Below are 23,543 nucleotides of genomic sequence, written 5' to 3' on the forward strand. Positions count from 1 at the left end.
TCCCTCCACGCACGGGAGCCTTGCCCTCGCTCTGACCAGGAGCGTTCCCGGCTCTCTCCTCCGTCCGCCTGAGTACGCGTACTCAGGTGCCGTACGCCGGGCTCCTCCATGCTGGGCGCGAACGCCGGACCGTCACAAGGGGACTTGACGCATGCACCACGCCCTGGAGTTGCGCACCGCCACGCCTCGGGATCACGACTGGATCCACGAACTGCGCCACCGCGTCTACGCCGAGGAGCTCGGCCAGCATCCGGTGGATCCGTCGGGGAGGCTGAGCGACGGTCTCGACGGCGACAACGTCTACCTCGTGGTCGCGCGCGGCGGGACGCGGATCGGTTTCGTCAGCCTCACCCCGCCGTGGGTCGGCCGCTACTCCCTCGACAAGTACCTGACGCGCGAGGAGCTGCCGGTCCTGACCGAGGAGGCGCCGTTCGAGATCCGCGTCCTGACCGTCGAGGAACGCTGGCGGTCCACCGCGGCGGCGCCGCTCCTCATGTACGCGGCGCTGCGCTGGGTCGCGGCACGGGGCGGCCGCCGGGTGGTGGCGATGGGCCGCACGGAGCTGCTCGACATGTACCTCGCCGCCGGACTGCGGCCGGTGGGGCGCACCGTCCGCTCGGGCGCGGTCTCCTTCGAGGTCCTGAGCGGCTCCGTGGCCGAACTGACGGGGGCGGTCGCGGAGCGCCACGGCCGGATCCTGGAGCGGCTGCGGGCGGACCTCGACTGGCGGCTCGACATGCCCTTCGCACCGCGCGCGGACGGCTGCGAGCACGGCGGTGCCTTCTTCTCGGCGATCGGTACGGACTTCCGGACGCTGGCCCGCCGTCATGAAGTGGTCGCGGCGGACGTGCTGGACGCCTGGTTCCCGCCGGCCCCCGGGGTCCGGGCGGTCCTCGCGGAGGATCCGGGGTGGGCGGCCCGGACCTCGCCGCCGACGGGCGCGGAGGGACTGCTCGCGGAGATCGCCGCGGCCCGCGGGCTGCCGGTGGAGTCGCTGGTCGTCGGGGCGGGCTCGTCGGACCTGATCTTCCGGGCCTTCGGCCGGTGGCTGACGCCGGGGAGCCGGGTGCTGCTGCTCGATCCGGGATACGGGGAGTACGCCCACGTCACCGAGCGGGTGATCGGCTGCCGGGTCGACCGGCTCCCGCTGCGCCGGGAGGACGGCTGGCTGCTCGACCCGGCCCGGCTCGCCGCCGCGACCGCCGACGGACGGTACGACCTCGTGGTGGTGGTCAACCCGAACAACCCGACCGGCCGCCACGCCCCGGCCGCGGCGCTGCGCGCGGTGATCGAGGCATCGCCCGCGCGGACCCGGTGGTGGATCGACGAGGCGTACCTGGGCTATGTCGATCCGGCGGACTCGCTCGCCGGGTTCGCGTCCGCCGACGCCCGCGTCGTCGTCTGCACCTCGCTGTCGAAGATGTACGCGCTGTCGGGGATGCGCGCCGCGTACCTGGTGGCCGCTCCGGGGACGGCCGGGGAGCTGCGGCGCTGGACGCCGCCGTGGCCCGTGAGCCTGCCCGCCCAGCTCGCGGCCGTGGCGGCGCTGCGCGACCCCGCGTACTACGCGGAGCGCTGGGCCCGCACCCATGCGCTGCGCCGGGAACTGGCCCGCGAACTGACGGAGTTGGACGGCTTCTCGTCGGTCGACGAGGGGGTGGCGAACTTCCTGACGGTGACCCTGCCGCCGGACGGACCGAGCGCGGCGCGGCTGGTGAGCGCGTGCCGGAGCCACGACGTGTTCCTGCGTGACCTGTCGCCGATGTCCCCGGCGTACGAGGGGCGGACCGTCCGGATCGCCGTCCGCGACACGGCGGAGAACGCGCGGATCGTGGCGGCGTGCCGGAGCGCCCTGGACGCGCTGCGCACTCCGGTGGCCGTGGTGTCGGGCGACCCGGGGCGGGCCGCCCGGTGACGACAGTGGCCGGTCTCGTCCCGTACCTCGGCGGGGCACTCGCGATCGGGGGCGTCGCGGTGGCCGCGACCCGGCGCCGCGAGCTGATGGTCCGCTGGTGCGTGTGGGCGCTCGGAGTGCCCCTGGTGACGGCCGCGTTCTGGCTCGGTCCGCCGGGGATCGCGGTGCTCGCGGCCGTGGTCGGGGTGGTCGCGGTGGCGGAGTACGGCGGGCTGCTCCGGCTGGGTGCGGTGGACCGGGCGGTGCTGGGCGCGGCCGTCGTCGGACTCGTCCTGACCGCCTGGCTGGCCCCCGGGGAGGTGTTCCGGGTGGCGGCGGTCGGGGCGCTGGCGATCGCCGGGGTGCCGCTGCTCTCGGGCGATGCGGAGCACGGGCTCCGCCGCCTGGGGGCGGGCCTGCTGGGGCTCGTCTGGCTGGGAGTCCTGGCCGGTCTCGTGCCGTCCGGAGCCCTCGGCCTCGTCCTGTTCGTGGCCGTGTCGATCGCCGACATCGTCGCGTACGCGGCGGGTCGCCGCCTGGGCGGTCCCCGGCTCTCCCCGCTGTCGCCCGCCAAGCGGTGGAGCGGCACGCTGGCCGGCGCGGCGGCCGGTCTCCTCACGCTGGCCGTGCTGTCCTCCCTGACCTGGCAGACGGCGGTGGCCGTGGCGGTCGGCGGCCCGCTCGGAGACCTGCTGGAGTCGATGGTCAAGCGCGGCGCCCGCGCCAAGGACGCCGGCCGCTGGCTGCCCGGCTCCGGCGGCCTCCTCGACCGCGTCGACTCCCTCCTCGTCGCCCTGGCGGTGCTGTTGGTGCTGAGCTGAGCGACGTGACCCGGCGCCGGGGGTGGTGGCGGTCGGGCGGGACGTCACCTCCGCCCCGTGGCGGACCGGACGTGGACCGCCGACCGGACGCCCCTCACCCCTCAGGCGCCGTGGTCCTCGCCGTCCTCGTGGAGGTGCGCCTCGACGGCGCCCAGGTGGCGGTCGTGGGCGATGAGCAGGTCGTCGTCGAGGCCGAGCAGGCGGACGCTCCCGCCGGGGAACCGCAGCCTGAGGCCGGCCGGGAAGTCGACGCGGCCGTCGTCGTGACGGATCTCCCGCACCGAGCGGAGCGGCTGTCCGACGAAGCGGGTCAGCGGCACGTCCGGCGAGTCGTCGTCCACGTGGACGCTGCCGTGCTCCCCCCACTCGTACGGTCCGTGCGGCGCGCGAAGGAGCGGGGACACGCCGGTGGAGGGCGTGTGGAACTGGACCGGCCCCAGCCCCTCCAGGTGGAGCCACAGGTGCAGCGGCTCCGGCTCGCCGTCGGCGGACCGGTACCACGCGGTGGTCACCTTCAGGAGCCGCCTCCCGACGAGATCGGCGGCGGTCAGCGGGGCGGACGGGTCGGCGGGGGACGCTCCGTCGCTCATCCGTCCTTCCCTTCCGGCTTCCAGGGGCCGACGGCGAGGCGGCCGGTGGTGCCGAGGTCCAGTTCCGGGACGACCATGACGGGGGCGGCTCCGGGCTGCCACCGGACGCGGACGTAGGGAGCGCCGACCGGGTCGCCGGCTTCCGTGGTGTTGCGCCAGACGAGGCCCGCGCGGGCGCGTTCGCCGGGGCGGAGGGTGAAGGGGCGGGCCGGGCCGTCCGCTCCGGTGCCGGCCGCGATGGTCTGGCCGCCCTGGAGGACGCGGACGCCCGGGAGATCGCGGTGGTCCTCGTCGAGGGGCTGGATCCCGGGGTAGCCGTCGAGGGGCAGGGGCCGGGTGCCGCAGTTCTCCAGGTGGAGGCCGACGGCGCGCAGGCCCATGGCGGCGTCGCCCTCGTCCGCGTGCACGCGGACGCCGGAGGGCGGGCAGGGGCCCGTGGGGGCAGGGGCCTCGGCGGCGGGGACGGTCCGCACGGTGCCGATGCGGACGCGTCCGCCGACGAGGGAGTCCGGCGTGGCCAGGGCGGCGGTGACGGTGCGGGTCACGGTGGCTCCGGCCGCGACGGCCGGGATGGTCTCCTTCGCGTTGTCCATCGCCCGCCCGTCGGCCGTCAGGAACTCGAAGACGGCGAGGGTGACGACCGGCCCGTCGGCGGGGCCGGTCACGGTGTACGTGGCGCAGGGCCGCGCGCAGCCGCCGAGACCGGTGATCCGGATGCCGTTCTTCTCCTCGGCGGTGACGGAGGGGCTGGGCACGGTGGGACCGGAGCCGCCGGCGGTCCGGACTCCGCAGGCGGTGAAAAGGAGCAGGCCGGCGGCGAGTGCGGGCAGGAGGGCGGGTTGCGGGCGCATGGCGCCGAGTCGATCAAGCGCCGTGCCCGGCCGGCCATGACGTGAGTCACTTCTCCGGTCACAGGGACGTCACAGATCGCTGCGGGCGGCGTCAGGTGCGTCGACCCGCGGGATTGCCGACGCGGGCGGGGGCGCGTGTCCGTGGTTACCGCCGCGCGCTGAAGGTCCACCACTCCCCCGGTCCCGTCGTACCGCCCGGAGACGTGCGGGGCGGCGGTGCCGGGGGCGATGGCGGCCTGACGGGGCGTCTACGGGATCGACAGGGCGCACACGCGGCCGGCGGGGTCGAACAGGCGCAGGTCTCTGATCATCTTCTTGGCCAGCAGGAGGTGACCGCGCTGGTTCGGGTGCAGTCCGTCGCCGAGGAGGCCGTGGGGCACCGTGCCGCCGCCGGACTCCAGCCAGTGGGTGTGGTGGTCGACGAGGACGACGTCCAGTTCCGCCGCGACCTCGCGCATGATCTGGGCGTAGTCGCCCAGCGCGGCCCGGTTCGGCCACTGGTTCACGTCGACCGGGTTGGGGGTCTGGAGCAGGGGGATCGCGCCGCCGGGCAGGGCCCGGACGTCCGACACGAGCCTGCGCAGGTTGGTCCGGTACACAGCGGGTCCGGTGGAGGCGGTGGCGGCGTCGTTCGTACCCAGCATGATGGACACGACCTCGGGGCCGAAGGCCGCCACCCGTTCGGCGAAGGTCGTCACCAGGGACTGGGTGGTGCTGCCGCTGACGCCGGTGTCGATGACGAAGTCGCTGTTCTTCGGCTTGCCCAGCTCCCAGCGCACCCGCTCCTGGAAGTGCTCGGGGTAGCTGCGCCAGCCGTCGGTCCACAGCGCGCCGTGGGTGATGCTGTCGCCGGTGGCCAGCCAGACGGCCGGGGTGTCGGAGTTGAGGATCGTGGAGATGCGGCCGAGGTCGGCGAGGTCGACGCGGACGCTCTCGGCGGCGATCTCCGGCTGGGACAGGGCGCGGTCGTAGACGGCGACCCGTTGGATGGTGCCGGTGTAGAACCATTCGCCGCCCGGGTGGTCGCTGTCGAGGTTGCGGGCGACGTGGAGCGCGGTGAGGCCGGAGGCGCTGCCGAAGAAGTGCGCCTGGTCGGTGGTGAAGACGGGGCGCCCGTCGGCGTAGAAGGTGGTTCCCGTGCCGGTGACGGTGATCGCGAGGGTGTGGAGCGCGCCGTCGTCGTACATGGTGCGGGTGAGGTGGTTCTGCTTGACGACGCCGTTGTCGCGGACGGAGAACTGCAGCCTGCCGGCGCTGACGCACGCCGTGACGTCGGTCGCCGGTCGCGTCGGGTCCGAGGCACTGAGCAGGGTCATCGCCAGGTTGCGGCTCGTGGTGCCGAAGGTGGCCAGGACGGTGCCCGAGCGCAGGTCCCGGACCTTCCCGATCTGCGCGGTCAGGTCGGTGTACGACCGCCCGTCGTAGGCCCGTTCGGCCCGGTGGTCGAGCACGGGCGCGGTGGTCGACGCGGCGGCCGCGCGGGTGAACGAGGGGGTCAGGGTGGCGGCGGCCCATGTGCCCGCCGCGAGAAGGACAGATCGTCTGCGCACGCTGGTTCCTCTTCGGGATGGGGTGGGGTGGGGTTGCGGTGGCCCTGGGGCCTGCCGCCGGAGTGCGTCCGGCGGCAGGCCCGCTCAGGAGGGGTCAGTTGGCGCGGTGGACGGTGATCCGCTCGATGCGGCCGCCGTAGAGCCACTGGGGGCCGCCGCTGTCGACGTTGCGCCCCGCCCACATGCCGTTGAGGCCCTGGGTCTGCCCGAAGAGGGACGGGGTCGTGGTCGACGCGATCCGCACGCCGTCCGCGTAGAGCGTCGTGCCGGCGTCGGTCACGGCGACAGCGAGCGTGTGGTCGAGTCCGTCGGCCAGCGACCGGGTGCCGTCGAGCCGCGCGCTGTAGACGCCGCCGGCCCGGGCCTCGAAGTGGGGCACTCCGCCGTTGAGGGAGAGCGTCACGTTGGTCGACGGCGCGGCGGTGTCCGAGGCGGAGAGCAGCGTTCCCGCGACGGGCGTCTTCGTGGTGCGGAAGCGGACGGTGAGCACGCCTCGCGTCAGGGGCGCGACGTCGGGCAGCGATCCGGTCAGATCGGTGTACGAGGTCGTGCCGTCGAAGTCCTTGGCGAGCGTCGTGTCGAGGGCCTTGCCGCCGCCGACGACGAGCATCCGTGCGGTCGTGGAGGTCGTGGCCGCGCCGGACTGGAGGGCGACGGTGAAGTCCTGCTCGCCGGAGGCCGTACCGGCCGGGGGCGTCACCGGGAAGCGGAGCGCGACCGTGGCTCCCGGCGCGATCGCCGGAATCTGCTGGGCGGCCGCGCCGGGCCAGCCCGAGGGCGTGGCCAGGGTGGCCGTGCCGGGGACACTGGTGAGGTGGCCGTGGTTGGTGACGCGTACCTCCACCGTGTTCGGCGTGCCGGCGGTCAGCAGCCCGTCGAGGACGGAGGTCTGGGCGGCGAGCTTCGGGGCGCTCTGGTCGGTCGGGCAGTCGGCGCCCAGCCAGGAGGCGTTGAAGCGCGCGAAGGTGATGCGCTGGTAGGGACCGGATTCGTACAGCAGGCCGAAGGTGCCGTCGGCGAGCCGGGTGAGGGTCGAGTACGCCGAGCCCCCGGCCTCGACCACCTTGGACGTGGGCCAGGTCAGGCCGTCGTTGCAGGACATCCTGACGGTGAGGCGGTGACGGGTGGTGGTGCTCGCGGTGTTGCTGAACAGCAGCCAGTGCGACTGCGGTCGCTCGGCTCCGGCCGTCGCGTCGTAGCGGAGGATCGCGGCGTTGTTGGTCGGGTCGATCAGCTCGTCGTCGGGGACGGGGGCGCTGTAGGTGACGCCGCCGTCGGTCGAGTAGGCGACGAGCCGGGTCCTGGCGCTGGAGGTGCGGCTGTTGAGCATGACGCGGCCGTCGGCCAGCTCGACGGTCTTGTTCTCGTCCATCAGCGGGCCGACCGGGTTGCCCCTCTTCCACGTGCCGCCGTGGTCGTCGCTGTACGCGCTCACCGCCCAGATGCTCCCGTCGGCCTTGCGGAACGCGTACTGCTGGACCAGGCGTCCGGTCGACAGCTGGATGCCGGTGCCGGAGGAGGCGAACATGCCCTTCCAGGCGGGGTCCTTGACGGCCCGGGTGATGCGGCGGGTGGTCCAGGTGACGCCGCCGTCGTCGGAGTACGCGTAGTCGGCGTGGAGGGAGTCGGTGGCGTCGTCGGCGTTGCCCGCGGCGGAGTTGAAGAAGCCGATGCCCGCCGGGCCGTACGCGTAGAAGACGAAGACCCGGCCGGTGACCCGGTCGACGACGATGCTGGGGTCGCCGGCCCCGATGCCGCCGTCGTAGTCGGCGATCGCCTGGGGGGCGGTCCAGGTGCGGCCGTTGTCGGTGCTGCGCCGGACCATGACGTCGAGGTTGCCGGGCAGGTCGGCGGAGCTGTCGTTGCGCCGGTCGTAGGCGGCGACGAGCGTGCCGTCCGGCAGGGTGTCCAGGGCGGGGATGCGGTAGGTGTGCGCGCCCTGTCCGGCGGTGGCGAGGACGGTGCTCTCGAAGAGCGGCTCCTCGGCGGTGCGCCCGTGCTCGCGCGACGCGGTGGCCTCGGAGTGGGACGGGGGCCCGGCGGCCGGGGCCGGCGGCGCGGCGAGCAGGCCGGCCCCCAGGGCGAGCAGGAGAAGGAGCGGAGCGGTACGGGTGGTTTTCACCGATGCCTCCAGATCGGACGACAGTAAGGCATCGGACATCAGACGTTGTGGTGAACCTAGAGTGCCGCCGAGGGACCGTCAACCCCGGGCAGGGCAACGGAATTCGGGCCGCGCGCGCCATTGCCCGGACGGCGGTTCGGCCCTAGAGTCGCTCAGGCATCGGACATCAGACGTCACATGCCTTGTTCCTTCTGGGAGGGAGAGGGACCCGTCCCTCATCCCCCCAGGTGATCCACGGCCCCGGGTTCGATCCGCCGGTGCAGCCGCCTCGGCACGTCGAACCCCACCATCACGACCACCACCAGACTCAGCCCGGACGTCAGCACCGCCAGGGCTGTCCCCAGCGCCATGCCCTCGGCCAGCCGTGCTCCGAGCACCGGCGCCACCGCACCGCCCAGCGCGCCCACGTTGTACGTGAACCCCAGCCCGGCCGCCCGCCGCTCCGCAGGGAAATGGCCGCCGATGTACCGGGGCAGCAGCCCCGAGACGCCGAAGCCCAGGGCCTGGAGCACGAACAGCAGCGCCCCGAGCAGCGGCAGGTTGTCGTCCACCGCGAAGACCGGGAAGACGAACACGAGCGACGCGAGCAGCGTCCACGCGTACGCCCGTGACGGCCCGAACCGGTCCCCCGCGAACCCGGACAGGCAGCAGCCCGCCATGGTGCCGAACCCCGCGAAGTAGAGGACCTGCGCCACCTGTTCCGGCGTGTAGCCGAGTTCGGTCTTCAGGTAGGTGGGCAACAGCGCCTGGATCGGCCAGCTGTACAGGAACGCGGCGAACACCGTGCCGATCAGCGCCAGATACAGGATCCACCCCCGCCGGCCGCCGAGCTGCGCCGCGAACGCCACCATGACCGCGGCCGCCAGGACCGACAGAACCGCCGTCGCGCCTCCCGCGGCTCCCGTGAACACCGCGAACAGGGACCCCAGGGCCACCACCGCGAGCAGCCCGTTGACGAGCCCGCGCCGCCGGCCGGCGTAGAGCGGCCGGAAGGGAGCGGGCCGGGTCGCCGTCTCCGCGACGGCCTCCTCCCAGTCCTCCGCCTCCGGCAGGGCGCGCCGCACCCACAGGGCCACCACGACCGGCAGCACGCCGAGGTAGAACATCCAGCGCCAGCCGTGCTCCGGCACGACGACGCTGTACGTCTCGGCGGCCAGCACCGTGCCCATCGAGTAGCCCGAGATCAGGAAGCCGCTGGCGCGTCCGCGCAACCGGGCCGGCCAGCTCTCCATGACGTAGGTCGCGCTCGCGCTGTATTCGCCGGCCATGCCGAGGCCGATGACCAGTCGCGCCGCGAACAGGCTCCCGTAGTTCCACGCGAAGCCGCACGCCAGGGTGCCCAGGGAGAACAGCCAGATGCTGATCACCATGGCCGTCAGCCGGCCGTACCGGTCGCCGATCGCGCCCAGGACGGCACCGCCCAGCCATCGGGTGATGAAGGCGGCCGAGACCAGGCTCGCGGCCTCCACCGGCGTGAGGCCGAACTCCTCGCTCACCTCGGTCAGGACCAGGGTGATCAGGACGAAGTCGAACCCGTCGAGGAGGTAACCGATCCAGGCGCCGGCGAACGCCTTCCAGCGCGCCCGCCCGATCTCGCGGTACCAGGGCACCGCGTCTTGTCTCTCGTCCACCCTGCACAGCATGAGGGGCGTGGCCCTCTCCGCCCGGGAGGGCCACGCCCTGGGACGCCGCCGTCGGACCTGAGCGGTCCGACGGCGACGGGTTCAGACCCGGCCGTCCGCGACGGCCGCGGCGAACCACGCGGTCAGCGTGGTGGGGTGGGTGATCGCCGTACCGACGACCACCGCGTGCGCCCCGTGCGCCAGGGCGCGCGCGGCCTGCGCCGGGGAGTGGATCCGGCCTTCGGCGATCACCGGTACGTCCAGCGCGCCGGCGAGCCGCTCCACCAGCTCCAGGTCCGGCCCGGCGGCCTTGCGGTCGTACGTGGCCGGGGTGTAGCCGGAGAGCGTGGTGCCCACCAGATGGGCGCCGAGCGCGGCGGCCCGTACCCCTTCCTCGTACGTGGACACGTCGGCCATCACCAGACCGCCGGCGGCGCGGACCACCTCGATCGACTCGGCCAGCGGGCGGCCGTCCGGCCGGGGCCGGTCGGTGGCGTCGAGGGCGACGACGTCCGCTCCGGCGTCGAGGACGGCGAGGGCGTGCCGGGCCGTCGGCGTGATGTACACGCCTTCCGTGCCGTCCTTCCACAGCCCGATCAGCGGCAGGTCCAGCGCGCCGCGGATGGCCCGGAGGTCGTCCAGGCCCTGGGCGCGGATGCCGCCCGCGCCGCCGTCGCGGACGGCCATGGCCATCCGGCGCATGGTGTCGGGGTCGCGCAGCGGCTCGCCCGGGTACGCCTGGCACGACACGATCAGCGCACCGCGCAGGCGGCCGAGCACCGTGTCCCGCTCCGTGCGGTCGCTCATCGCACGGCCTCCAGGGCGAGGCGGGCCGCGCCGAGGACGGCGGCGTCGGCGCCGAGCGCGCCCCGGCGCAGTTCCACGTCCTTCAGCGGCGGCAGGAGCTCGGCCGCGAACGCCTCCCGCAGGGGTTCCCACCACTCCGGGCCGCAGTTGCTGACGCCGCCGCCGACGAGGACCAGTTCGGGAGCGGTCATGTTGACGATGCCGCCCAGCGCCTCGCCGAGGGCACGCGCGCCCCCCGCCAGGACCCGGCGGGCCGCCTCCTCGCCGCCGGCGGCACGGGCCGAGACCTCGGCCAGCGACGAGACCGGGGCCGACGCGGACGTCGCGTACGCGGCGAGCAGCGCCGGGCCGCTCGCCACGGCCTCCACGTGCCCCGATCCACCGCAGGTGCAGGGGATCCCTGCGGCCGACGGCACGGGGACGTGACCGGCGTGCCCGGCCGCGGAGCGGGCTCCGTGGTGGACCCGGCCGTCGATGAGGAGCGAGCCGCCGATACCGGTGCCGGCCGCGACCAGCAGGACGTGCCGGTGTCCGGCGGCGGCGCCGAGCCACGCCTCGCCCAGGGCGTGGGCGTGGACGTCGTTGTCGACGGCGACGGGGACGCCGAGCGCCCGCTCCAGGTCCCGGCGCAGCTCGGTCCCCGCCCAGCCGGGCAGCGCGTCGGTGGCCGAGACGATCCGGCCGGACCGGGGGTCGACGACGCCGGCGCTGCCGACGCCGACGGCCGTCACCGGACCGCTCAGCTCCCGGACGGCCCGGACCGCCGCGGCGACCACTGCCGCCGGGCCGTCCGCGGCCGGGGTCGGCAGTGTGTGCCGGGCGTGGACGGTGCCGCTCGCGTCGACGAGTCCGGCGGCGGTCTTCGTGCCGCCGATGTCGATTCCAGCGACGAGGGTCATCGCAGGTCCGCCCGCTCCAGGATCTCCGCGATCCGCGCGGTCTCGTCCGCGTCCAGCGGGCGCATCGGCGGGCTGACGACGTTGGTGTCGATGATCCCGCGCACCTTGAGGGCGGTCTTGAAGGCGCCGAGGCCGCCCGCGGTCGCGGAGGCGGTGCCGGGCCTGGCGACGGTCACGATCTCGAAGAGGCGGGCGATGCGGTCCTGTTCGGCCCGGGCCGCCGCCCAGTCGCCGGCGGCGGCGTGCCGGTCCAGGCGGGCGTAGCCGTGCGGGTCGACGTTGCCCAGGCCCGGCACGGCGCCGTCGGCGCCGCCGAGGAGCATGGCGTCGACGACGACCTCGTGGCCGGTGAGGACGGAGAAGCCGGGCAGTTCCCGGGCGCCCAGGCAGAGGTAGCGCAGGCCCACGTCGTCACCGCTGGAGTCCTTGATGCCGGCCAGGACGCCGTCGGCGGCGAGGCGCAGCACGAGGTCGGCCGACAGCTTGCTGTGGACGCAGACCGGGACGTCGTACGCCAGGAGGGGGAGGTCCACGGCGTCGGCGATGAGCCGGAAGTGCCGGTCGATCTCGGTCTCGTGGGTGCGGGTGTAGAAGGGGGCGGTGGCGACGATGGCGTCGGCGCCGCTCTTCAGGGCGGCGCGACCGCGCTCGATCGCGCGGTTGGTGGTCTGCTCGATCGTGCCGGCGACGACGGGCACCTGCCCGGCGGTGGCGCCGACGATGGTGTCGACCACGAGGTCCTTCTGGGCGTCGGTCAGGTAGGCGGTCTCACCGGAGCTGCCGAGGGCGAAGAGTCCGGTCACCCCGCCTTCGAGGAGGAAGCCGACGAGCCGCTCCAGGGAGGCGTTGTCGATCTCGCCGTCGGAGGTCAGGGGGGTGACCACGGGCGGGATGACTCCGGTGAAACGGGGGGTACGGGCGTTCACGACGTGCTCCTGGCGATGTCTGCGGGGGTGGAACGGGAGGAAGGGAAGGCGGGGGTGTCGTCCTTCAGCGGGTGGACGCAGTGCCAGCGGTGTGCGTCCCTGGCGCCGTCGGCGGCGGGGAAGGCGGTCGCGCAGGCGTCGTCCGCCTTCCAGCAGCGCGTGCGGAAGGGGCAGCCGCTGGGCGGGTTGACGGCGGAGGGGACCGGACCGGTCAGGATGATCCGCTCGGTCTGCTCCAGCAGGCTCGGCGTGGCCGAGAACAGGGCCTCGGTGTACGGGTGGGCCGGGGAGGCCGACACCGCGCGGGCCGGGCCCTCCTCGACGATCCGCCCGAGGTAGAGGACGGCGAGGCGGTCGGAGAGGTGGCGCACGGTCTGGATGTCGTGGGAGATGAACACCATGCCGAGGCCGAGCCGGGCGCGCAGGTCCACGAGCAGGTTGAGGACCTGGGCGCGGACGGAGACGTCGAGCGCGGACGTCGGTTCGTCGGCGACGATGATGTCCGGCTCCAGGGCGAGCGCGCGGGCGATGGCGACGCGCTGGCGCTGGCCTCCGGAGAGCTGTCCCGGCAGGGCGCCGAGGGTGTGGCCGGGGAGGCCGACGAGGTCGAGGAGTTCCTCGACGCGCTCCTCGCGCTCCCGCTCGGTGCCGCGCCGGTGGACGTCGAGCGGGTCGCGGAGGATGCGGCCGACGGACATCCGCGGGTTGAGCGCGGTCGAGGGGTCCTGGAAGACGACGCCGACCGAGGCCCCGAACTCCTTGCGGCGGCGGGCGGCCGGCATCCGCCACAGGTCCTCGCCGCGGAAGTGGACGGTGCCCTCGGTGGGCTTCTGGAGGCCGGTGAGGACGCGGGCGAGGGTGGACTTGCCGCAGCCCGACTCGCCGACCAGGCCGAGTATCTCGCCCTTCGCCACCGCCAGCGTGGCGTCGGTCAGGGCGTGGACCGCGTCGTGGCGGAAGAGTCCGCCGCCGCGGGCCTTGTGCCGGACGTGGATGTTCTCCAGGCGGATCATCGGACCGCCTCCTTCCGCAGCTCGGCGATGGCCGCCGGGTGGTGGCAGGCGAACGCGTGGGCCCGGCCGGCGGGCGCGGTCAGCTCCGGCGGCGCCGTGCGGCACAGCTCGGTGGCCGCCTCGCAGCGGGAGGCGAACCGGCAGCCGGCGCCGAACCCCTTCGGGGCCGGGACCACGCCGTGGATCTGGTGGAGCCGCTTCGCGCCGGCCTCCAGGGAGACGACCGAGCCGAGCAGGCCGCGGCTGTAGTGGTGGGCCGGTGCGACGAGGACGGAGCGGGTGTCGCCGACCTCGGCGAGCTGACCGGCGTACATGACGGCGACGCGGTGGGAGAGGTCTCCGACGAGCGCGAGGTCGTGCGAGACCAGCACCATCGCGAAGCCGAGCTCGTCGCGGAGCCGTACGAGGAGCTCCACGACCTGGGCCTGGACGGTGACGTCCAGTGCCGTGGTCGGCTCGTCGGCGATCAGGAGCTTCGGGCCGCGGGAGAGCGCCATGGCGATGAGGACGCGCTGGCGCTGGCCGCCGGAGAGTTCGTGCGGGTAGCTGCGCAGGGTGCGCTTCGGGTCCAGGCCGACCAGTTCGAGGAGTTCGGCCGGGGTGCGGGTGCCACCGCGCGAGGTGAGCTGGCCGAGCTGTTTGCCCACGAGGATCGAGGGGTTGAGGGACGACATGGCGTCCTGGTAGACCATCGCGATCTCGGGGCCCGCCAGCGTCCGGCGTTCCTTGCGGTCCATCGTGAGCAGGTTCCGGCCGCGGTACTCGATGGTGCCGGAGACCTCGGCGTTGCGGGCGAGCAGGCCCATGACCGCGAGGCTGGTGATGGACTTGCCGCAGCCGGACTCGCCGACCAGGCCGAGGGTCTCGCCCTCGCGGACGGTGAAGGAGATGCCGTCGACGACGTTCACGTCGCCGTACCGGTCCGGGAAGCGGATGGCGAGGTCCTTCACGACCAGCAGCTCGGCGGCGTCGTCGGCCACCGGTCTCGCGGACGGCGGGGTGGTGCGGACGACCTCGGCGAGCCGGGCGAGCGCGGCGTCCACCTCCTCGCGCGCGAGGGGCCGGGCCTCGGGGCGGGCTGCTTCGCGCGGGGCGTCCGCTTCCTGCGTCCGGGCCGTCCTGGGGGCGGCCGAGGCGTCGGTGAGCCCCTCGGAGAGGATGTTGAGGGCCAGGACGGTGACCAGCAGGACCATGCCGGGGAAGAAGGTGGCCCACCAGCCGCCGGAGAGCAGGATCTGCCGTCCGTACGCGAGGACGTTGCCCCAGCTGGGGTCGGGGTCCTGCACGCCGGCGCTGATGAAGGAGAGGCTCGCCTCGAAGGTGATCGCCTCGGCGACCAGCACGGTGGCGAAGACCATGACGGGCGCCGCGCAGTTGACGGCGACGTGCCTCAGGACGATGTGGCCGCGGCGGGCGCCGATCACCTTCTCGGCGGCGACGTAGTCCTCGCCGTACTGGGCGAGGACGTTGGCGCGGACGACGCGGGCCAGCGACGGCACGTACACGAAGGCGATGGAGCCGATGATCACCGGGACGCTGGGGCCGAAGACGGCCACCAGGACGGCGGCGAGCGCGATCGGCGGGAAGGACATGACCACGTCGAGCGTGCGCATGACCGACTCGTCGCCGAGCTTGCGCGAGGTCGCGGCGAAGGCGCCGAGGAGCGCGCCGCCGACCACCGCGAGCGCGGTGGCGCCGAGGCCGATGAGGAGCGAGTAGCGGGCTCCGTGCACGACCCGGGAGAAGACGTCGCGGCCCACGCGGTCGGTGCCGAACCAGTGGTCGCCGCCCGGTGCCCGCACCGGGGTTCCGGTGGCCAGCGGATCGGGGGCGATCAGGGGCGCGAGGACGGCCGCGGCAGTGACGAGCAGCAGGATGCCGACGGCGGCGCGGGAGGTGAGCGGCAGCGCCCGGAAGCGGATGCCGGGTCGGGAGAGCCTCTGGGCGAGGCGACCGGTGAACATGCGTCACACCGTCCTGATACGGGGGTTGACCAGCAGGTACAGGAGGTCGACGACGACGTTGACGACCAGGAACGCGAGGGCGATGGTGAGCACGGTGCCCTGGACGAGGGCGGTGTCGCCGCCCGTGACGCCTTCGAGGATGAGCTTGCCCATGCCGGGCAGGTCGAAGATCGTCTCGATGACGACGGCGCCGCTGAGCAGGTAGCCGACCTTGATGCCGAGCACGGTGAGCGGGGTGACCAGCGCGTTGCGCAGCACGCCGCGGACCACCACGGTCCGGGGCAGGCCGTTGCCGGTGGCGGTGCGGACGTAGTCACGGTCGAGCTCGGCGACCATCGAGGTCCGGATGAGCCGGGCCAGGGACGCGGCGACGGGGATGGCCAGGGAGATCGCCGGCAGGGCCATGGCCCGCAGCCATCCGGTGAAGGACTCGGCCGGGTTGACGTAGCCGCCCGTCGGGAAGGCGGGGGTGTTCAGGGCGAACTGCTGGATCAGGACGACGCCGAGCCAGAAGGACGGGATCGCGATGCCGGCCATCGACAGGATGCGGGTGACCTGGTCGGGCCAGCGGTCGCGCTGCACGGCGCCGGTCACGCCCATGGCGACGGCGAGGACGATCGCGAGGACGAGGCCGAGGGCGGTGAGCTGGATGGTGACGGGCAGGGCGATCGCGATCCGGTCGGCGACGGCCTGGCCGGGCGGCAGGGTGACGCCGAGATCGCCCTGGAGCAGCTGCCCGAGGAAGGTGACGTACCGGACGGGCAGGGGGTCGTTCAGCCCGTGCTCCTCGGCGAAGGCGGCGCGGGCCTCGGCGGTGGCGCCCTCGCCGAGCGCGTTGAACGCCGGGTCGACGGGAGAGAACTGCAGCACCACGAAGACCAGCAGGGTGATGCCGAGGATCATCACCGGCATGATCGCGATGCGGCGCAATGCGAGCCGGAGGAAGACAACCATCGTTTGGTTCCTAGCGGTTGGAGGGGTGCCCGGGCCGGCCCGGCGTCGGGTGCGGGCCGGCCCGGGCACCGGTCAGGAACGGCCGACGTTGAGGAACGACATGCCGGTGGTGGGCAGCGGGCTGAAGCCGGGCAGCGCCTTGTCGCTCCAGGCGGTGGGCAGCTTGCGGTGCAGGATCGGGTAGATCGGGACCTCGTCGGAGATGAGGTCCATGACCTGGTTCCAGAGCTTCGTGCGCTCGGCGGCGTCGGAGCTGCGGGCCGCCTGGTCGAGGAGCGCGCGGACCTGCTTGTCGGGGGCGGTGCCGTCCCAGCGGTAGCGCTTGGTCGGCCAGGTGCCGTCGTAGAACCAGCGCAGCAGCAGGTCGACGTCGTTGCCGAAGACCGAAGGGTCGCCGGGGGCGACGAGGACCTGGAAGTCGCCCTGGTCGACCTTGCCGTACTGGGCGGAGGACTGGCCGATGTCCAGCGTGGTCCGCACGCCGACCGCGTCGAGGCTCTCCTTGATCAGCGGGGCGATGTCCTTGACCCAGCCGGTGTCGGTGGTGAGCAGCTTGATCGAGAGGTTGTTCACGCCCGCCTCGGCGAGCAGCTTCTTCGCCTTCGCGGGGTCGTACGAGTAGACCGTGGACGCCTTGTGGAAGTCGGGGTGCGTCGTCTGCAGGTAGCCCTGCGCGGCGGTGCCGTTGCCCATCATCGCGGTCTCGATGATCTTGGGGGTGTTCAGGGCGTAGTGCAGGGCCTGGCGGACCCGCTTGTCGTCGAAGGGCTTCTGCCGGGTGTTGAACATCATGAAGAGCTGGCCGAAGGACTGCACCGCGTCGACGGTCGCCTTCTCGGACAGGCGCTTGGCGTCGATGTAGGGGACGTCCTCGATGGCCTGGACGCGGCCGGACTCCAGGGCGCTCACCCGGGCGGCCGGGTCGGACATGAGGCGCCAGGTCATGGACTTGACCTTGGCCTTGTTGCGGCCATTGTACTTGTCGTACGCCTCGAAGACGATCTTGTCTTCCTTGGTCGCGGAGACCAGGCGGTAGGGACCGGAGCCGACCGGCTTGGCGTCGAAGCCCTTGGGGTCGGCCTCGACCAGCTTCTTGGGGACGATCTTGGCGACGGTGACCCGGGAGGGGAACAGGTCGAAGGGATACTTGAGGGTGAACTCGACGGTGGAGGCGTCGACCGCCTTCACCTTGTCGAGGAAGGGCAGGAACTGCGCCATCAGCGAGGCGTTCGCGGGGTCGAGGATGCGCTCGAAGCTGTACACGACGTCCGCGGAGGTCACCGGGGAGCCGTCGTGGAAGGTGGCGCCGGCCCGCAGGGTCGCCCGGTAGGTGGTCGCGTCGATCTTCTCGGGCAGGGCGGTGGCCAGCGCCGGGCGGGCGACCAGGGTGGCCGGGTCGAGGTCGGCGAGCCCCTCGAAGACGTGCGTGTTCGCGGCGACCGGGGTGGCGCCCGAGGCCGTCATGGGGTCGAAGCCCGTGGAGAGCGCGTACGAGATGCCCGCCTCGATCGTGGTCGTGCCGCCCCCCGCGCCGTTCGCGGAACCAGTGGAGGCCGGGCCACCGCACGCGGCGAGGGTGCCGGTCAGGACGGCCGCGGTGCCGACGACGCCGGTGTAGCGCAGGAAGCTGCGGCGGCGGAGTCCTGCGGGTGTCCGCTGCGACATGGGGGTCCTCCTAGGGGCGACGTTCACTCGGGAAGAGCCTGGAGTTCGGACGTCTGATGTCCGACGGCTGATAGCGTTGGAACCTAGCTGGACGAGGGAGAGGGGTCAATAGGTGGCCAGTCCTGAGATTTCCGAAGTGCGCCGGGGACGCGCATCGCTCCGAAAGACGGTGGCGGAGGAGATCAAGCACTACATGCTCGACAACCGCATGCGTCCCGGCGATCCCCTGCCCACCGAGGCGGAGCTCTGTGCCGCGCTGGGTGCGAGCCGCTCCAGCATCCGCGAGGCGGTCAAGACGCTGGCCGCGCTGGACATCGTCGAGGTGCGCCACGGGCACGGCACGTACGTGGGCCGGCTGAGCCTGTCCGCGCTCGTCGAGTCGATGAGCTTCCGGGGCATGCTCAGCCCGGACGACGACTTCCAGGTGTACGCGGACCTCGTCGACGTGCGCGAGCTGTTCGAGCGCGGCAACGCCGAGCGGATCATCGGCGCGCTCAGCGCGCGGCACCTGGACACCCTCGACGGCCTGGTCGACGAGATGGAGCGGCAGGGCTCCGGCGGAGGCGACGGCTTCGTCGCCTCCGACCGCGCCTTCCACGCCCTCCTGGTGGAGCCGCTCGGCAACGAGCTGATGAGCCAGCTCACCCTGGCGTTCTGGGACGTCTACTCGATCGTCTCGCCCCATCTCAACCTGATGACCATCGAGGACGAGAAGGTGACGGTGGACGTCCACCGCCGGATCGCCGAGGCGGCGCGGGCCGGAGATCCGACGGCGTTCATCGCCGCCGTCGCCGACCACTACGCCCCGGTGCGCCGCCGGCTGGCCGACGCCCGCGCCAGGACCACCGCCGGGAACTGACGGAGCCGGACGAGGTGCCCGCCCGGTCCCCACCGGGCGGGCACCTCGGCGCGACCGCCCCCGCTTGACCGCCCCCCTTGACCGCCCACCCGAAGGGCCTTACTGTCGCGACCGGACATCAGACATCTCATGTCCGATTTCGTGGATCACCCCGAGGAGGCGGCCGTGCCGCTCACCGACCTGTCCCTGGACGACTGTCTGGCGTACCGGCCCGAGGTGCCGGCCCCCGCCGACTTCGACGACTTCTGGGCCCGCACCCTCGCCCTGGGCACCGCCGCCCCACCGGAACTGCGCCCCGTCGACAACGGCCTCGCCCTCATCGACACCTACGACGTCACCGTCCCCGGCTTCGACGGCCAGCCGGTACGCGGCTGGCTCCGGGTGCCGGCCGGCGCGACCGGCCCGCTGGGCTGCGTCGTCGAGTTCCTGGGGTACGGGCGCGGGCGCGGCCTCCCCCACGAGAACCTCCTCCACCCGGCCGCCGGTCACGCCCACTTCCTCATGGACACCCGCGGCCAGGGCTGGTCCGCCGCCCCGGGCGACACCGCCGACCCCGCACCCGGACCGAGCGGACCGGTCCCCGGCTTCCTCACCCGAGGGATCGAACGCCCTGAGGAGCACTACTACCGACGGCTGTTCGCCGACGCGGCCCGCTGGGCCGAGGCCGCCCGGGCCCTGCCCATGGTCGACCCCGGCCGGATCGTCGTCACGGGCTTCAGCCAGGGCGGCGGCATCGCCCTCGCCGTCGCCGGACTCGTCCCCGGCCTCGCCGGCGTCATGCCCGACGTGCCCTTCCTCTGCCACATCCGGCGCGGCGCCGAGATCGCACCGGAACCCCCGTACACCGAGATCGCCCAGTACCTCGCCCTCCACCGCGACCGGGTCGACCAGGTCTTCACGACCCTGTCCTACTTCGACGGCATGCACTTCGCCGCCCGCGCCGACGCCCCCGCGCTCTTCTCCATAGCCCTGATGGACCCGATCTGCCCGCCGTCCACCTGCTTCGCCGCCTACCACCGGTACGCCGCGGACAAGACGGTCGAGGTCTACCCCTTCAACGGCCACGAGGGCGGCGGCAGGGCCCACGAAGCGGCCCAGCTCGCCTTCGTGCGCGCCCGCATCGGCTGACCGGTGCTCCCGTCGACCGCGCCGTCAGAACCACTCCGGGAGGCCGCTCCCGACGACCCCCGCTTGGGCCCGCACGCCCGTGTCCCGGGGCCGTCGTGACCCCCGGCACTCACCCCGGGGCATCAGCGCCGCGACGACACGCCCACCCGCTCGTGGCGGCGGGCGGCCACACCGGTGGCCACGACGGCGGAGAAGAGGACGCCCGCGGCCACGTAGCCGACGACGGTGTCGGTGACGACCAGGACGAGCAGCAACGGGATCAGCGTCATGTTCCCGGTCCTGGACACGGCGAAGGCGTCCGCGCGCAGGACGAGGCGCAGGAAGCGCGAAGGCGGGACGTCGGTCATGGATCTCCCCCGCACGGAACGTGAGGCCCCGTCCGTCCGGGCGGGCCAGCCTCCGGGTGAGACTACCCGGTCACCGTTCCCGCTCGACGACGGCCCCGCCCCCGCGAACGAGCACGCCGCGGCCGTGGAGAACGGCGACGCCACGGTCGGACCTCGCCCTCAACGCAGGGCGCCTCCCTGGAGGTCGAGGCTCCAGGTCTGGCCGACGAGGGCGTGACCGAATGCCTCGGTGGGGTCCTCGTGGATGAGGGTGAAGCCGAAGTGCTGGTAGATCCTGCGCGCCGCGTCGAGGTTGCCGGTCGTCCACAGCGTCACGGCCCGATAGCCGGCCGACCGGGCGAAGGCCAGCGCCTCCTCGACCAGGCGGGTGCCGATGCCGAGCCCCCTGGCGTCGGGGGTGACGAGCAGGACGCGCAGCTTGGCCACGGCCGGCCGGTCACTGGCGACGAGCATCACGCAGCCCGCCCGTTCACCGTCGACGTCCGCGATCCAGGCCGCCTGCGCCGCCGCGGTCCGCTCGGCGGCGAAGTCGGCGACGATCTTCGCCACCAGCGCCTCGAAGTCCTGGTTCCAGTGGAACTGCCGGTCATAGAGCTCCCCGTGGGCCATCACCATCCAGCCGAGGTCCCCGGGACGGTCGGCACGGCGCATCGTGACACTCCGCTGGTCTGACCTTGCCGACATGTTCACTCCTTGCATGGAAACCCTCACCACAGGCTACTGACACAGTCGTGTCAGTAGCCGTAGGGTAGGCGCATGCCTCCGAGCACCGCAAACCCCTCCCCCCGCCAGACCGAACTCCTCGAAGCCGCCTACCGGTACGCCCTGGCTCACGGCCTGGCCGGCATGTCGCTGCGCCCCTTGGCCGACGCGATCGGTTCGAGCACCCGCGTCCTGATGTTCCTGTTCGGCAACAAGGACGGACTCCTCCAGGCCCTCCTCCAGAGAGCCCGCGCGGAAGAACTGGCCCTCCTGGACGAACTCCGCGGGCACGAGCAGCCTCTCGGGCTCGCCTCCGCCGCGGAGAGCGTGTGGGCCTGGCTCGCCGCCGACAGCCACCGCCCCCTGCTGCGCCTCTGGGCCGAGGCGTACACCCGCTCCCTCGTCGAGCCCGACGGCCCCTGGGCGGGCTTCGCCAGGAACACCGTGGACGACTGGCTCGCGGTGCTCGCGGACTGCCAGCCGCGGGCCGAACGGAACAGCGCGGCGGGAACCGCCCTCCGCACCCTGACCCTGGCCGTTCTCCGCGGGGCTCTGCTCGACCTGCTCGCCACGGACGACGAACGCCGTGTGACCGCCGCCGTCGACCAGCAACTGGCACTGCTGCGCGGTGCGCGGCCCGGCCACCGGTAGGAGCCGTCCGGTCGCCGGCCGGCGGGCCCGTCCCACCCCACCCCACCCCACCCCACCCACGAGACACCGGGCGAATCTCCCGTGCCGACGGGGGTCGGTGATCGCTAGGTTGGTGCCCTCGGCGTCGAACGGCCCGATCGGAGGGATGAAGGTGGAGAAGTCGCAGGTGAGCTTTGGCCTGGAGAAGGGCGTGACCGGGTTCAGCGGCCCCAACGACCCTCCCGTGCCGAGCACCGATCCCCGAGCGTGCCGTGCCGGCTGGTACGCCGCGGCGCGGGCCGCGGGAGGCCAGGTCGAGGACTTCACGGAGCGGGAGTACCCGCAGAACTTCCACACCGCCACCATCAGCGACCGGGACGGCACGCACATCGCGCTGTTCCACGCCCACTACCCGCTGATCGCCTTCGTCGGCGACCGGCGCTACTGGTACACCGACGAGTTCCGGGAACCTCCCGCATGGGCCACCGAGCTGATCAGGACCGGCTTCGTCGTCCCGAGCGCGGCACAGCTCCGGTCTCCCCTGACGGAGTGGGACACCTCTGCCCTGTCCGCGGCGGAGTGGCGTCAGATCGAGCACTGGCGGCCGCGGACCCTCGGCGCCACGCTCTTCAACTCCTGGGACTGAGAACCGGCCGGCGCCCAACTCCCTTCCTCCTCCGCCAGGAGCCCGTGCCACGGCCGCGAAGGGGAGGTGCTGATCAGGACGCCGACAGGTGAGGCGGTCCCGCAGGCCGGGGAATTCGGGTGACAGCCGAGGCGAGCTCCGCGATCATCGGCCGGTGGCCACAGAACCGGACCTCCTCAGCCTGCAGATCGTCTGTCCACCGCCCGGAGAGGGCGCGGTGGAAGTCAGGCCCCTCGTCAACGGACGGGATCTGCTGGCCGACGTGTTCCCGCGGGGGACGGGTGTGAGCCCTCGGTACCTCTTGCCGCCGGCCGGGCCGCTGCTTCCCCGCTCACGGCCCGCCGAGGTTCGGCTCGCCCTGGCGGGGTGCGGCTACGAGCCGTGCTGTGGCGCGCTCTACGTGACGGTCGGACGCGACGGGGAGCACGTGGTGTGGGCGGACTGGCGCGACCCGCCCCGCCAGGACGTACGCCTGCCGGAGCTCAGGTTCGCGGCCGGTCCGTACGAAGCCGAGGTCCGCCGGGCCGAACAGGACCGTGGATGGGAGTGGCCGGCCGGAGTCGTCGCACGGCTGCTGGAGGACCGCCTGCGGGAACGCACCGCCTGGCTGTCCCGGTGGGAGTGCGAGCTGGAAGACGTCTGGGCCTCGCGCACCGAACCGGACCGGATCCACGTCCTCCTGATGCATCCCCGCGTCCGGACCGAGACGGGACCCTGGCTCCAGTTCGGGATGACTCTCCCCGTCGAGGAGGCCGACGACCCGGCCGACCAGGCCGAACGGTTCGAGGCACAGCTGACCGTGAGCGATCCCCGCGCCGCCGCCGAGGTCTGGGGAGGCTCGCACGACGCCGAGCTGCTCGGCTACCCATGGCCCCCGGTCGACTAGGCCGTCTCTTTCGGATGTTGCCGCGCCTGTGAGGTCTGGGGCCGCGAGGTGCGGATCCGGCGTACCGCACACGGTGGTGCGCACCACGTCGCGCGAAGGCGGGAACCCATGGATGACGAGAGCACACGGCGTAGCCGAGAGTTCGGTGTGCGTCGCGCGAACGGCTCGGAGGCGGACGCGCTCATCGGCGTCGACGCCGTCGCCGTCGCCGGGGACCCCGGACGACGCGCGAGCATCCGGACGTGGTGCCGCCAGGGCCTGGCGATCGTGGCGGAGGACGCGTCCGGCCCGCTCGGCTACTGCGTGGTCGAGTACACCTTCTTCGAGCACGGCTTCGTCACCCTGCTGACGGTGGCCCCGCCGGCGCGTCGAAGGGGCGTCGGGCAGCGGCTGCTGGACGCCGCGGCCGAGACGTGCACGTCCGCGAAGCTGTTCACCTCGACCAACGTCTCCAATCAGGCGATGCAGCGCTTGCTCCAGCGGGCCGGCTGGAGTCCGGTCGGCCTCCTTCACGGCCTCGACGAGGGGGACCCCGAGCTGTTCTACCTCCACCGGCCGCGAGCCACGTAGACACGCGCCCGTCGAGTGGCCCGGTCGGCGGCCAGGAGCGTGGACTTCGTGACGCGCCGCGGCCCTTGCCCCCGTGCGGTGGCGTTCCTGGCTACGC

Annotated in this window: 22 protein-coding genes; 8 read left to right on the forward strand and 14 right to left on the reverse strand. The window is 73.2% G+C overall.

The genetic code is table 11. From position 1 onward, the window contains the following. The first annotated feature begins 151 nt into the window (after positions 1–151). Positions 152–1,915, forward strand: a complete 1,764-nt coding sequence (locus ACFVU3_RS21325) for an aminotransferase class I/II-fold pyridoxal phosphate-dependent enzyme (protein WP_390068287.1) — start codon at positions 152–154, stop codon at positions 1,913–1,915. Continuing rightward, positions 1,912–2,715, forward strand: coding sequence for a phosphatidate cytidylyltransferase (locus ACFVU3_RS21330; RefSeq protein ID WP_390068289.1), 804 nt, complete (start codon positions 1,912–1,914; stop codon positions 2,713–2,715). The genes ACFVU3_RS21325 and ACFVU3_RS21330 overlap by 4 nt, the downstream gene beginning before the upstream one ends. A gap of 101 nt (positions 2,716–2,816) precedes the next feature. Here ACFVU3_RS21330 and ACFVU3_RS21335 read toward each other — a convergent pair whose 3' ends face one another. The 12 genes from ACFVU3_RS21335 to ACFVU3_RS21390 all read right to left on the reverse strand — a co-directional run bounded on the left by ACFVU3_RS21335 (position 2,817) and on the right by ACFVU3_RS21390 (position 17,678). Then, a complete protein-coding gene (locus ACFVU3_RS21335; protein ID WP_390068291.1) occupies positions 2,817–3,305 on the reverse strand; it encodes a hypothetical protein in 489 nt (162 codons plus the stop codon). Further along, entirely contained in the window at positions 3,302–4,156 is an 855-nt protein-coding gene (locus ACFVU3_RS21340; RefSeq protein ID WP_390068293.1) for a DUF4232 domain-containing protein, read from the reverse strand. The genes ACFVU3_RS21335 and ACFVU3_RS21340 overlap by 4 nt, the downstream gene beginning before the upstream one ends. A 248-nt stretch (positions 4,157–4,404) precedes the next feature. Then, the gene (locus ACFVU3_RS21345) at positions 4,405–5,706 is read right to left on the reverse strand and encodes a GDSL-type esterase/lipase family protein (RefSeq protein ID WP_390068295.1); all 1,302 of its coding nucleotides are present in this window, start codon (positions 5,704–5,706) and stop codon (positions 4,405–4,407) included. Positions 5,707–5,800: 94 nt separating this feature from the next. Further along, entirely contained in the window at positions 5,801–7,828 is a 2,028-nt protein-coding gene (locus ACFVU3_RS21350) for an exo-alpha-sialidase (protein WP_390068297.1), read from the reverse strand. A gap of 215 nt (positions 7,829–8,043) precedes the next feature. Then, positions 8,044–9,459 carry a sialate:H+ symport family MFS transporter gene (locus tag ACFVU3_RS21355; RefSeq protein WP_390068299.1) on the reverse strand — a complete coding sequence of 472 codons (1,416 nt, stop codon included), beginning with the start codon at positions 9,457–9,459 and terminating at the stop codon, positions 8,044–8,046. 93 nt (positions 9,460–9,552) lie between these two features. Then, entirely contained in the window at positions 9,553–10,257 is a 705-nt protein-coding gene (locus tag ACFVU3_RS21360) for an N-acetylmannosamine-6-phosphate 2-epimerase (protein ID WP_390068301.1), read from the reverse strand. Beyond that, positions 10,254–11,156 (reverse strand): ROK family protein, encoded by a 903-nt coding sequence (locus ACFVU3_RS21365; RefSeq protein ID WP_390068303.1) that lies wholly within the window; start codon positions 11,154–11,156, stop codon positions 10,254–10,256. Before ACFVU3_RS21365 ends, ACFVU3_RS21360 begins: the two co-directional genes overlap by 4 nt. Continuing rightward, on the reverse strand, positions 11,153–12,082 hold the full coding sequence (locus tag ACFVU3_RS21370; RefSeq protein WP_390068304.1) for a dihydrodipicolinate synthase family protein: 930 nt from the start codon (positions 12,080–12,082) through the stop codon (positions 11,153–11,155). The genes ACFVU3_RS21365 and ACFVU3_RS21370 overlap by 4 nt, the downstream gene beginning before the upstream one ends. Next, positions 12,079–13,095, reverse strand: coding sequence for an oligopeptide/dipeptide ABC transporter ATP-binding protein (locus ACFVU3_RS21375; protein WP_390068305.1), 1,017 nt, complete (start codon positions 13,093–13,095; stop codon positions 12,079–12,081). The genes ACFVU3_RS21370 and ACFVU3_RS21375 overlap by 4 nt, the downstream gene beginning before the upstream one ends. Beyond that, positions 13,092–15,059, reverse strand: a complete 1,968-nt coding sequence (locus ACFVU3_RS21380; RefSeq protein ID WP_390068306.1) for a dipeptide/oligopeptide/nickel ABC transporter permease/ATP-binding protein — start codon at positions 15,057–15,059, stop codon at positions 13,092–13,094. Before ACFVU3_RS21380 ends, ACFVU3_RS21375 begins: the two co-directional genes overlap by 4 nt. 3 nt (positions 15,060–15,062) lie before the next feature. After that, positions 15,063–16,013, reverse strand: a complete 951-nt coding sequence (locus ACFVU3_RS21385) for an ABC transporter permease (protein ID WP_390068307.1) — start codon at positions 16,011–16,013, stop codon at positions 15,063–15,065. A gap of 72 nt (positions 16,014–16,085) precedes the next feature. After that, a complete protein-coding gene (locus tag ACFVU3_RS21390) occupies positions 16,086–17,678 on the reverse strand; it encodes an ABC transporter substrate-binding protein (RefSeq protein ID WP_390068308.1) in 1,593 nt (530 codons plus the stop codon). A gap of 127 nt (positions 17,679–17,805) precedes the next feature. On the opposite strand from ACFVU3_RS21390, the gene ACFVU3_RS21395 reads away from it, so the two are divergent. Both ACFVU3_RS21395 and ACFVU3_RS21400 read left to right on the forward strand, forming a co-directional pair. Further along, entirely contained in the window at positions 17,806–18,537 is a 732-nt protein-coding gene (locus tag ACFVU3_RS21395) for a FadR/GntR family transcriptional regulator (RefSeq protein ID WP_390068492.1), read from the forward strand. 165 nt (positions 18,538–18,702) lie between these two features. After that, positions 18,703–19,665, forward strand: coding sequence for an acetylxylan esterase (locus ACFVU3_RS21400; RefSeq protein ID WP_390068494.1), 963 nt, complete (start codon positions 18,703–18,705; stop codon positions 19,663–19,665). A 122-nt stretch (positions 19,666–19,787) separates the two neighbouring features. On the opposite strand, the gene ACFVU3_RS21405 is transcribed toward ACFVU3_RS21400, so the two are convergent. After that, positions 19,788–20,012 (reverse strand): hypothetical protein, encoded by a 225-nt coding sequence (locus tag ACFVU3_RS21405; RefSeq protein WP_390068309.1) that lies wholly within the window; start codon positions 20,010–20,012, stop codon positions 19,788–19,790. Between the two features lie 159 nt (positions 20,013–20,171). After that, a complete protein-coding gene (locus ACFVU3_RS21410; RefSeq protein WP_390068310.1) occupies positions 20,172–20,663 on the reverse strand; it encodes a GNAT family N-acetyltransferase in 492 nt (163 codons plus the stop codon). Between the two features lie 105 nt (positions 20,664–20,768). Between ACFVU3_RS21410 and ACFVU3_RS21415 the strand changes: the two genes are divergently transcribed. The 4 genes from ACFVU3_RS21415 (at position 20,769) to ACFVU3_RS21430 (ending at position 23,446) form a co-directional block, all read left to right on the forward strand. Next, positions 20,769–21,365, forward strand: a complete 597-nt coding sequence (locus ACFVU3_RS21415; protein ID WP_390068311.1) for a TetR/AcrR family transcriptional regulator — start codon at positions 20,769–20,771, stop codon at positions 21,363–21,365. Positions 21,366–21,510: 145 nt separating this feature from the next. Continuing rightward, positions 21,511–21,990 carry a hypothetical protein gene (locus tag ACFVU3_RS21420; RefSeq protein WP_390068312.1) on the forward strand — a complete coding sequence of 160 codons (480 nt, stop codon included), beginning with the start codon at positions 21,511–21,513 and terminating at the stop codon, positions 21,988–21,990. A 400-nt stretch (positions 21,991–22,390) separates the two neighbouring features. Beyond that, positions 22,391–22,876 carry a hypothetical protein gene (locus tag ACFVU3_RS21425; RefSeq protein WP_390068314.1) on the forward strand — a complete coding sequence of 162 codons (486 nt, stop codon included), beginning with the start codon at positions 22,391–22,393 and terminating at the stop codon, positions 22,874–22,876. 147 nt (positions 22,877–23,023) lie between these two features. Further along, positions 23,024–23,446 (forward strand): GNAT family N-acetyltransferase, encoded by a 423-nt coding sequence (locus ACFVU3_RS21430; RefSeq protein ID WP_390068316.1) that lies wholly within the window; start codon positions 23,024–23,026, stop codon positions 23,444–23,446. The last annotated feature ends 97 nt before the right edge of the window (positions 23,447–23,543 follow it).

This window comes from Streptomyces sp. NPDC058052 (genome assembly GCF_042885515.1).
Classification (GTDB): domain Bacteria; phylum Actinomycetota; class Actinomycetes; order Streptomycetales; family Streptomycetaceae; genus Streptomyces.

Coding starts and splice junctions, on each gene's coding strand:
- ACFVU3_RS21420 (WP_390068312.1), top strand. CDS start 21,511: ATGAAGGTGGAGAAGTCGCAGGTGAGCTTTGGCCTGGAGAAGGGCGTG.
- ACFVU3_RS21385 (WP_390068307.1), bottom strand. CDS start 16,013: ATGGTTGTCTTCCTCCGGCTCGCATTGCGCCGCATCGCGATCATGCCG.
- ACFVU3_RS21340 (WP_390068293.1), bottom strand. CDS start 4,156: ATGCGCCCGCAACCCGCCCTCCTGCCCGCACTCGCCGCCGGCCTGCTC.
- ACFVU3_RS21360 (WP_390068301.1), bottom strand. CDS start 10,257: ATGAGCGACCGCACGGAGCGGGACACGGTGCTCGGCCGCCTGCGCGGT.
- ACFVU3_RS21375 (WP_390068305.1), bottom strand. CDS start 13,095: ATGATCCGCCTGGAGAACATCCACGTCCGGCACAAGGCCCGCGGCGGC.
- ACFVU3_RS21415 (WP_390068311.1), top strand. CDS start 20,769: ATGCCTCCGAGCACCGCAAACCCCTCCCCCCGCCAGACCGAACTCCTC.
- ACFVU3_RS21380 (WP_390068306.1), bottom strand. CDS start 15,059: ATGTTCACCGGTCGCCTCGCCCAGAGGCTCTCCCGACCCGGCATCCGC.
- ACFVU3_RS21325 (WP_390068287.1), top strand. CDS start 152: ATGCACCACGCCCTGGAGTTGCGCACCGCCACGCCTCGGGATCACGAC.
- ACFVU3_RS21365 (WP_390068303.1), bottom strand. CDS start 11,156: ATGACCCTCGTCGCTGGAATCGACATCGGCGGCACGAAGACCGCCGCC.
- ACFVU3_RS21390 (WP_390068308.1), bottom strand. CDS start 17,678: ATGTCGCAGCGGACACCCGCAGGACTCCGCCGCCGCAGCTTCCTGCGC.
- ACFVU3_RS21405 (WP_390068309.1), bottom strand. CDS start 20,012: ATGACCGACGTCCCGCCTTCGCGCTTCCTGCGCCTCGTCCTGCGCGCG.
- ACFVU3_RS21335 (WP_390068291.1), bottom strand. CDS start 3,305: ATGAGCGACGGAGCGTCCCCCGCCGACCCGTCCGCCCCGCTGACCGCC.
- ACFVU3_RS21410 (WP_390068310.1), bottom strand. CDS start 20,663: ATGCGCCGTGCCGACCGTCCCGGGGACCTCGGCTGGATGGTGATGGCC.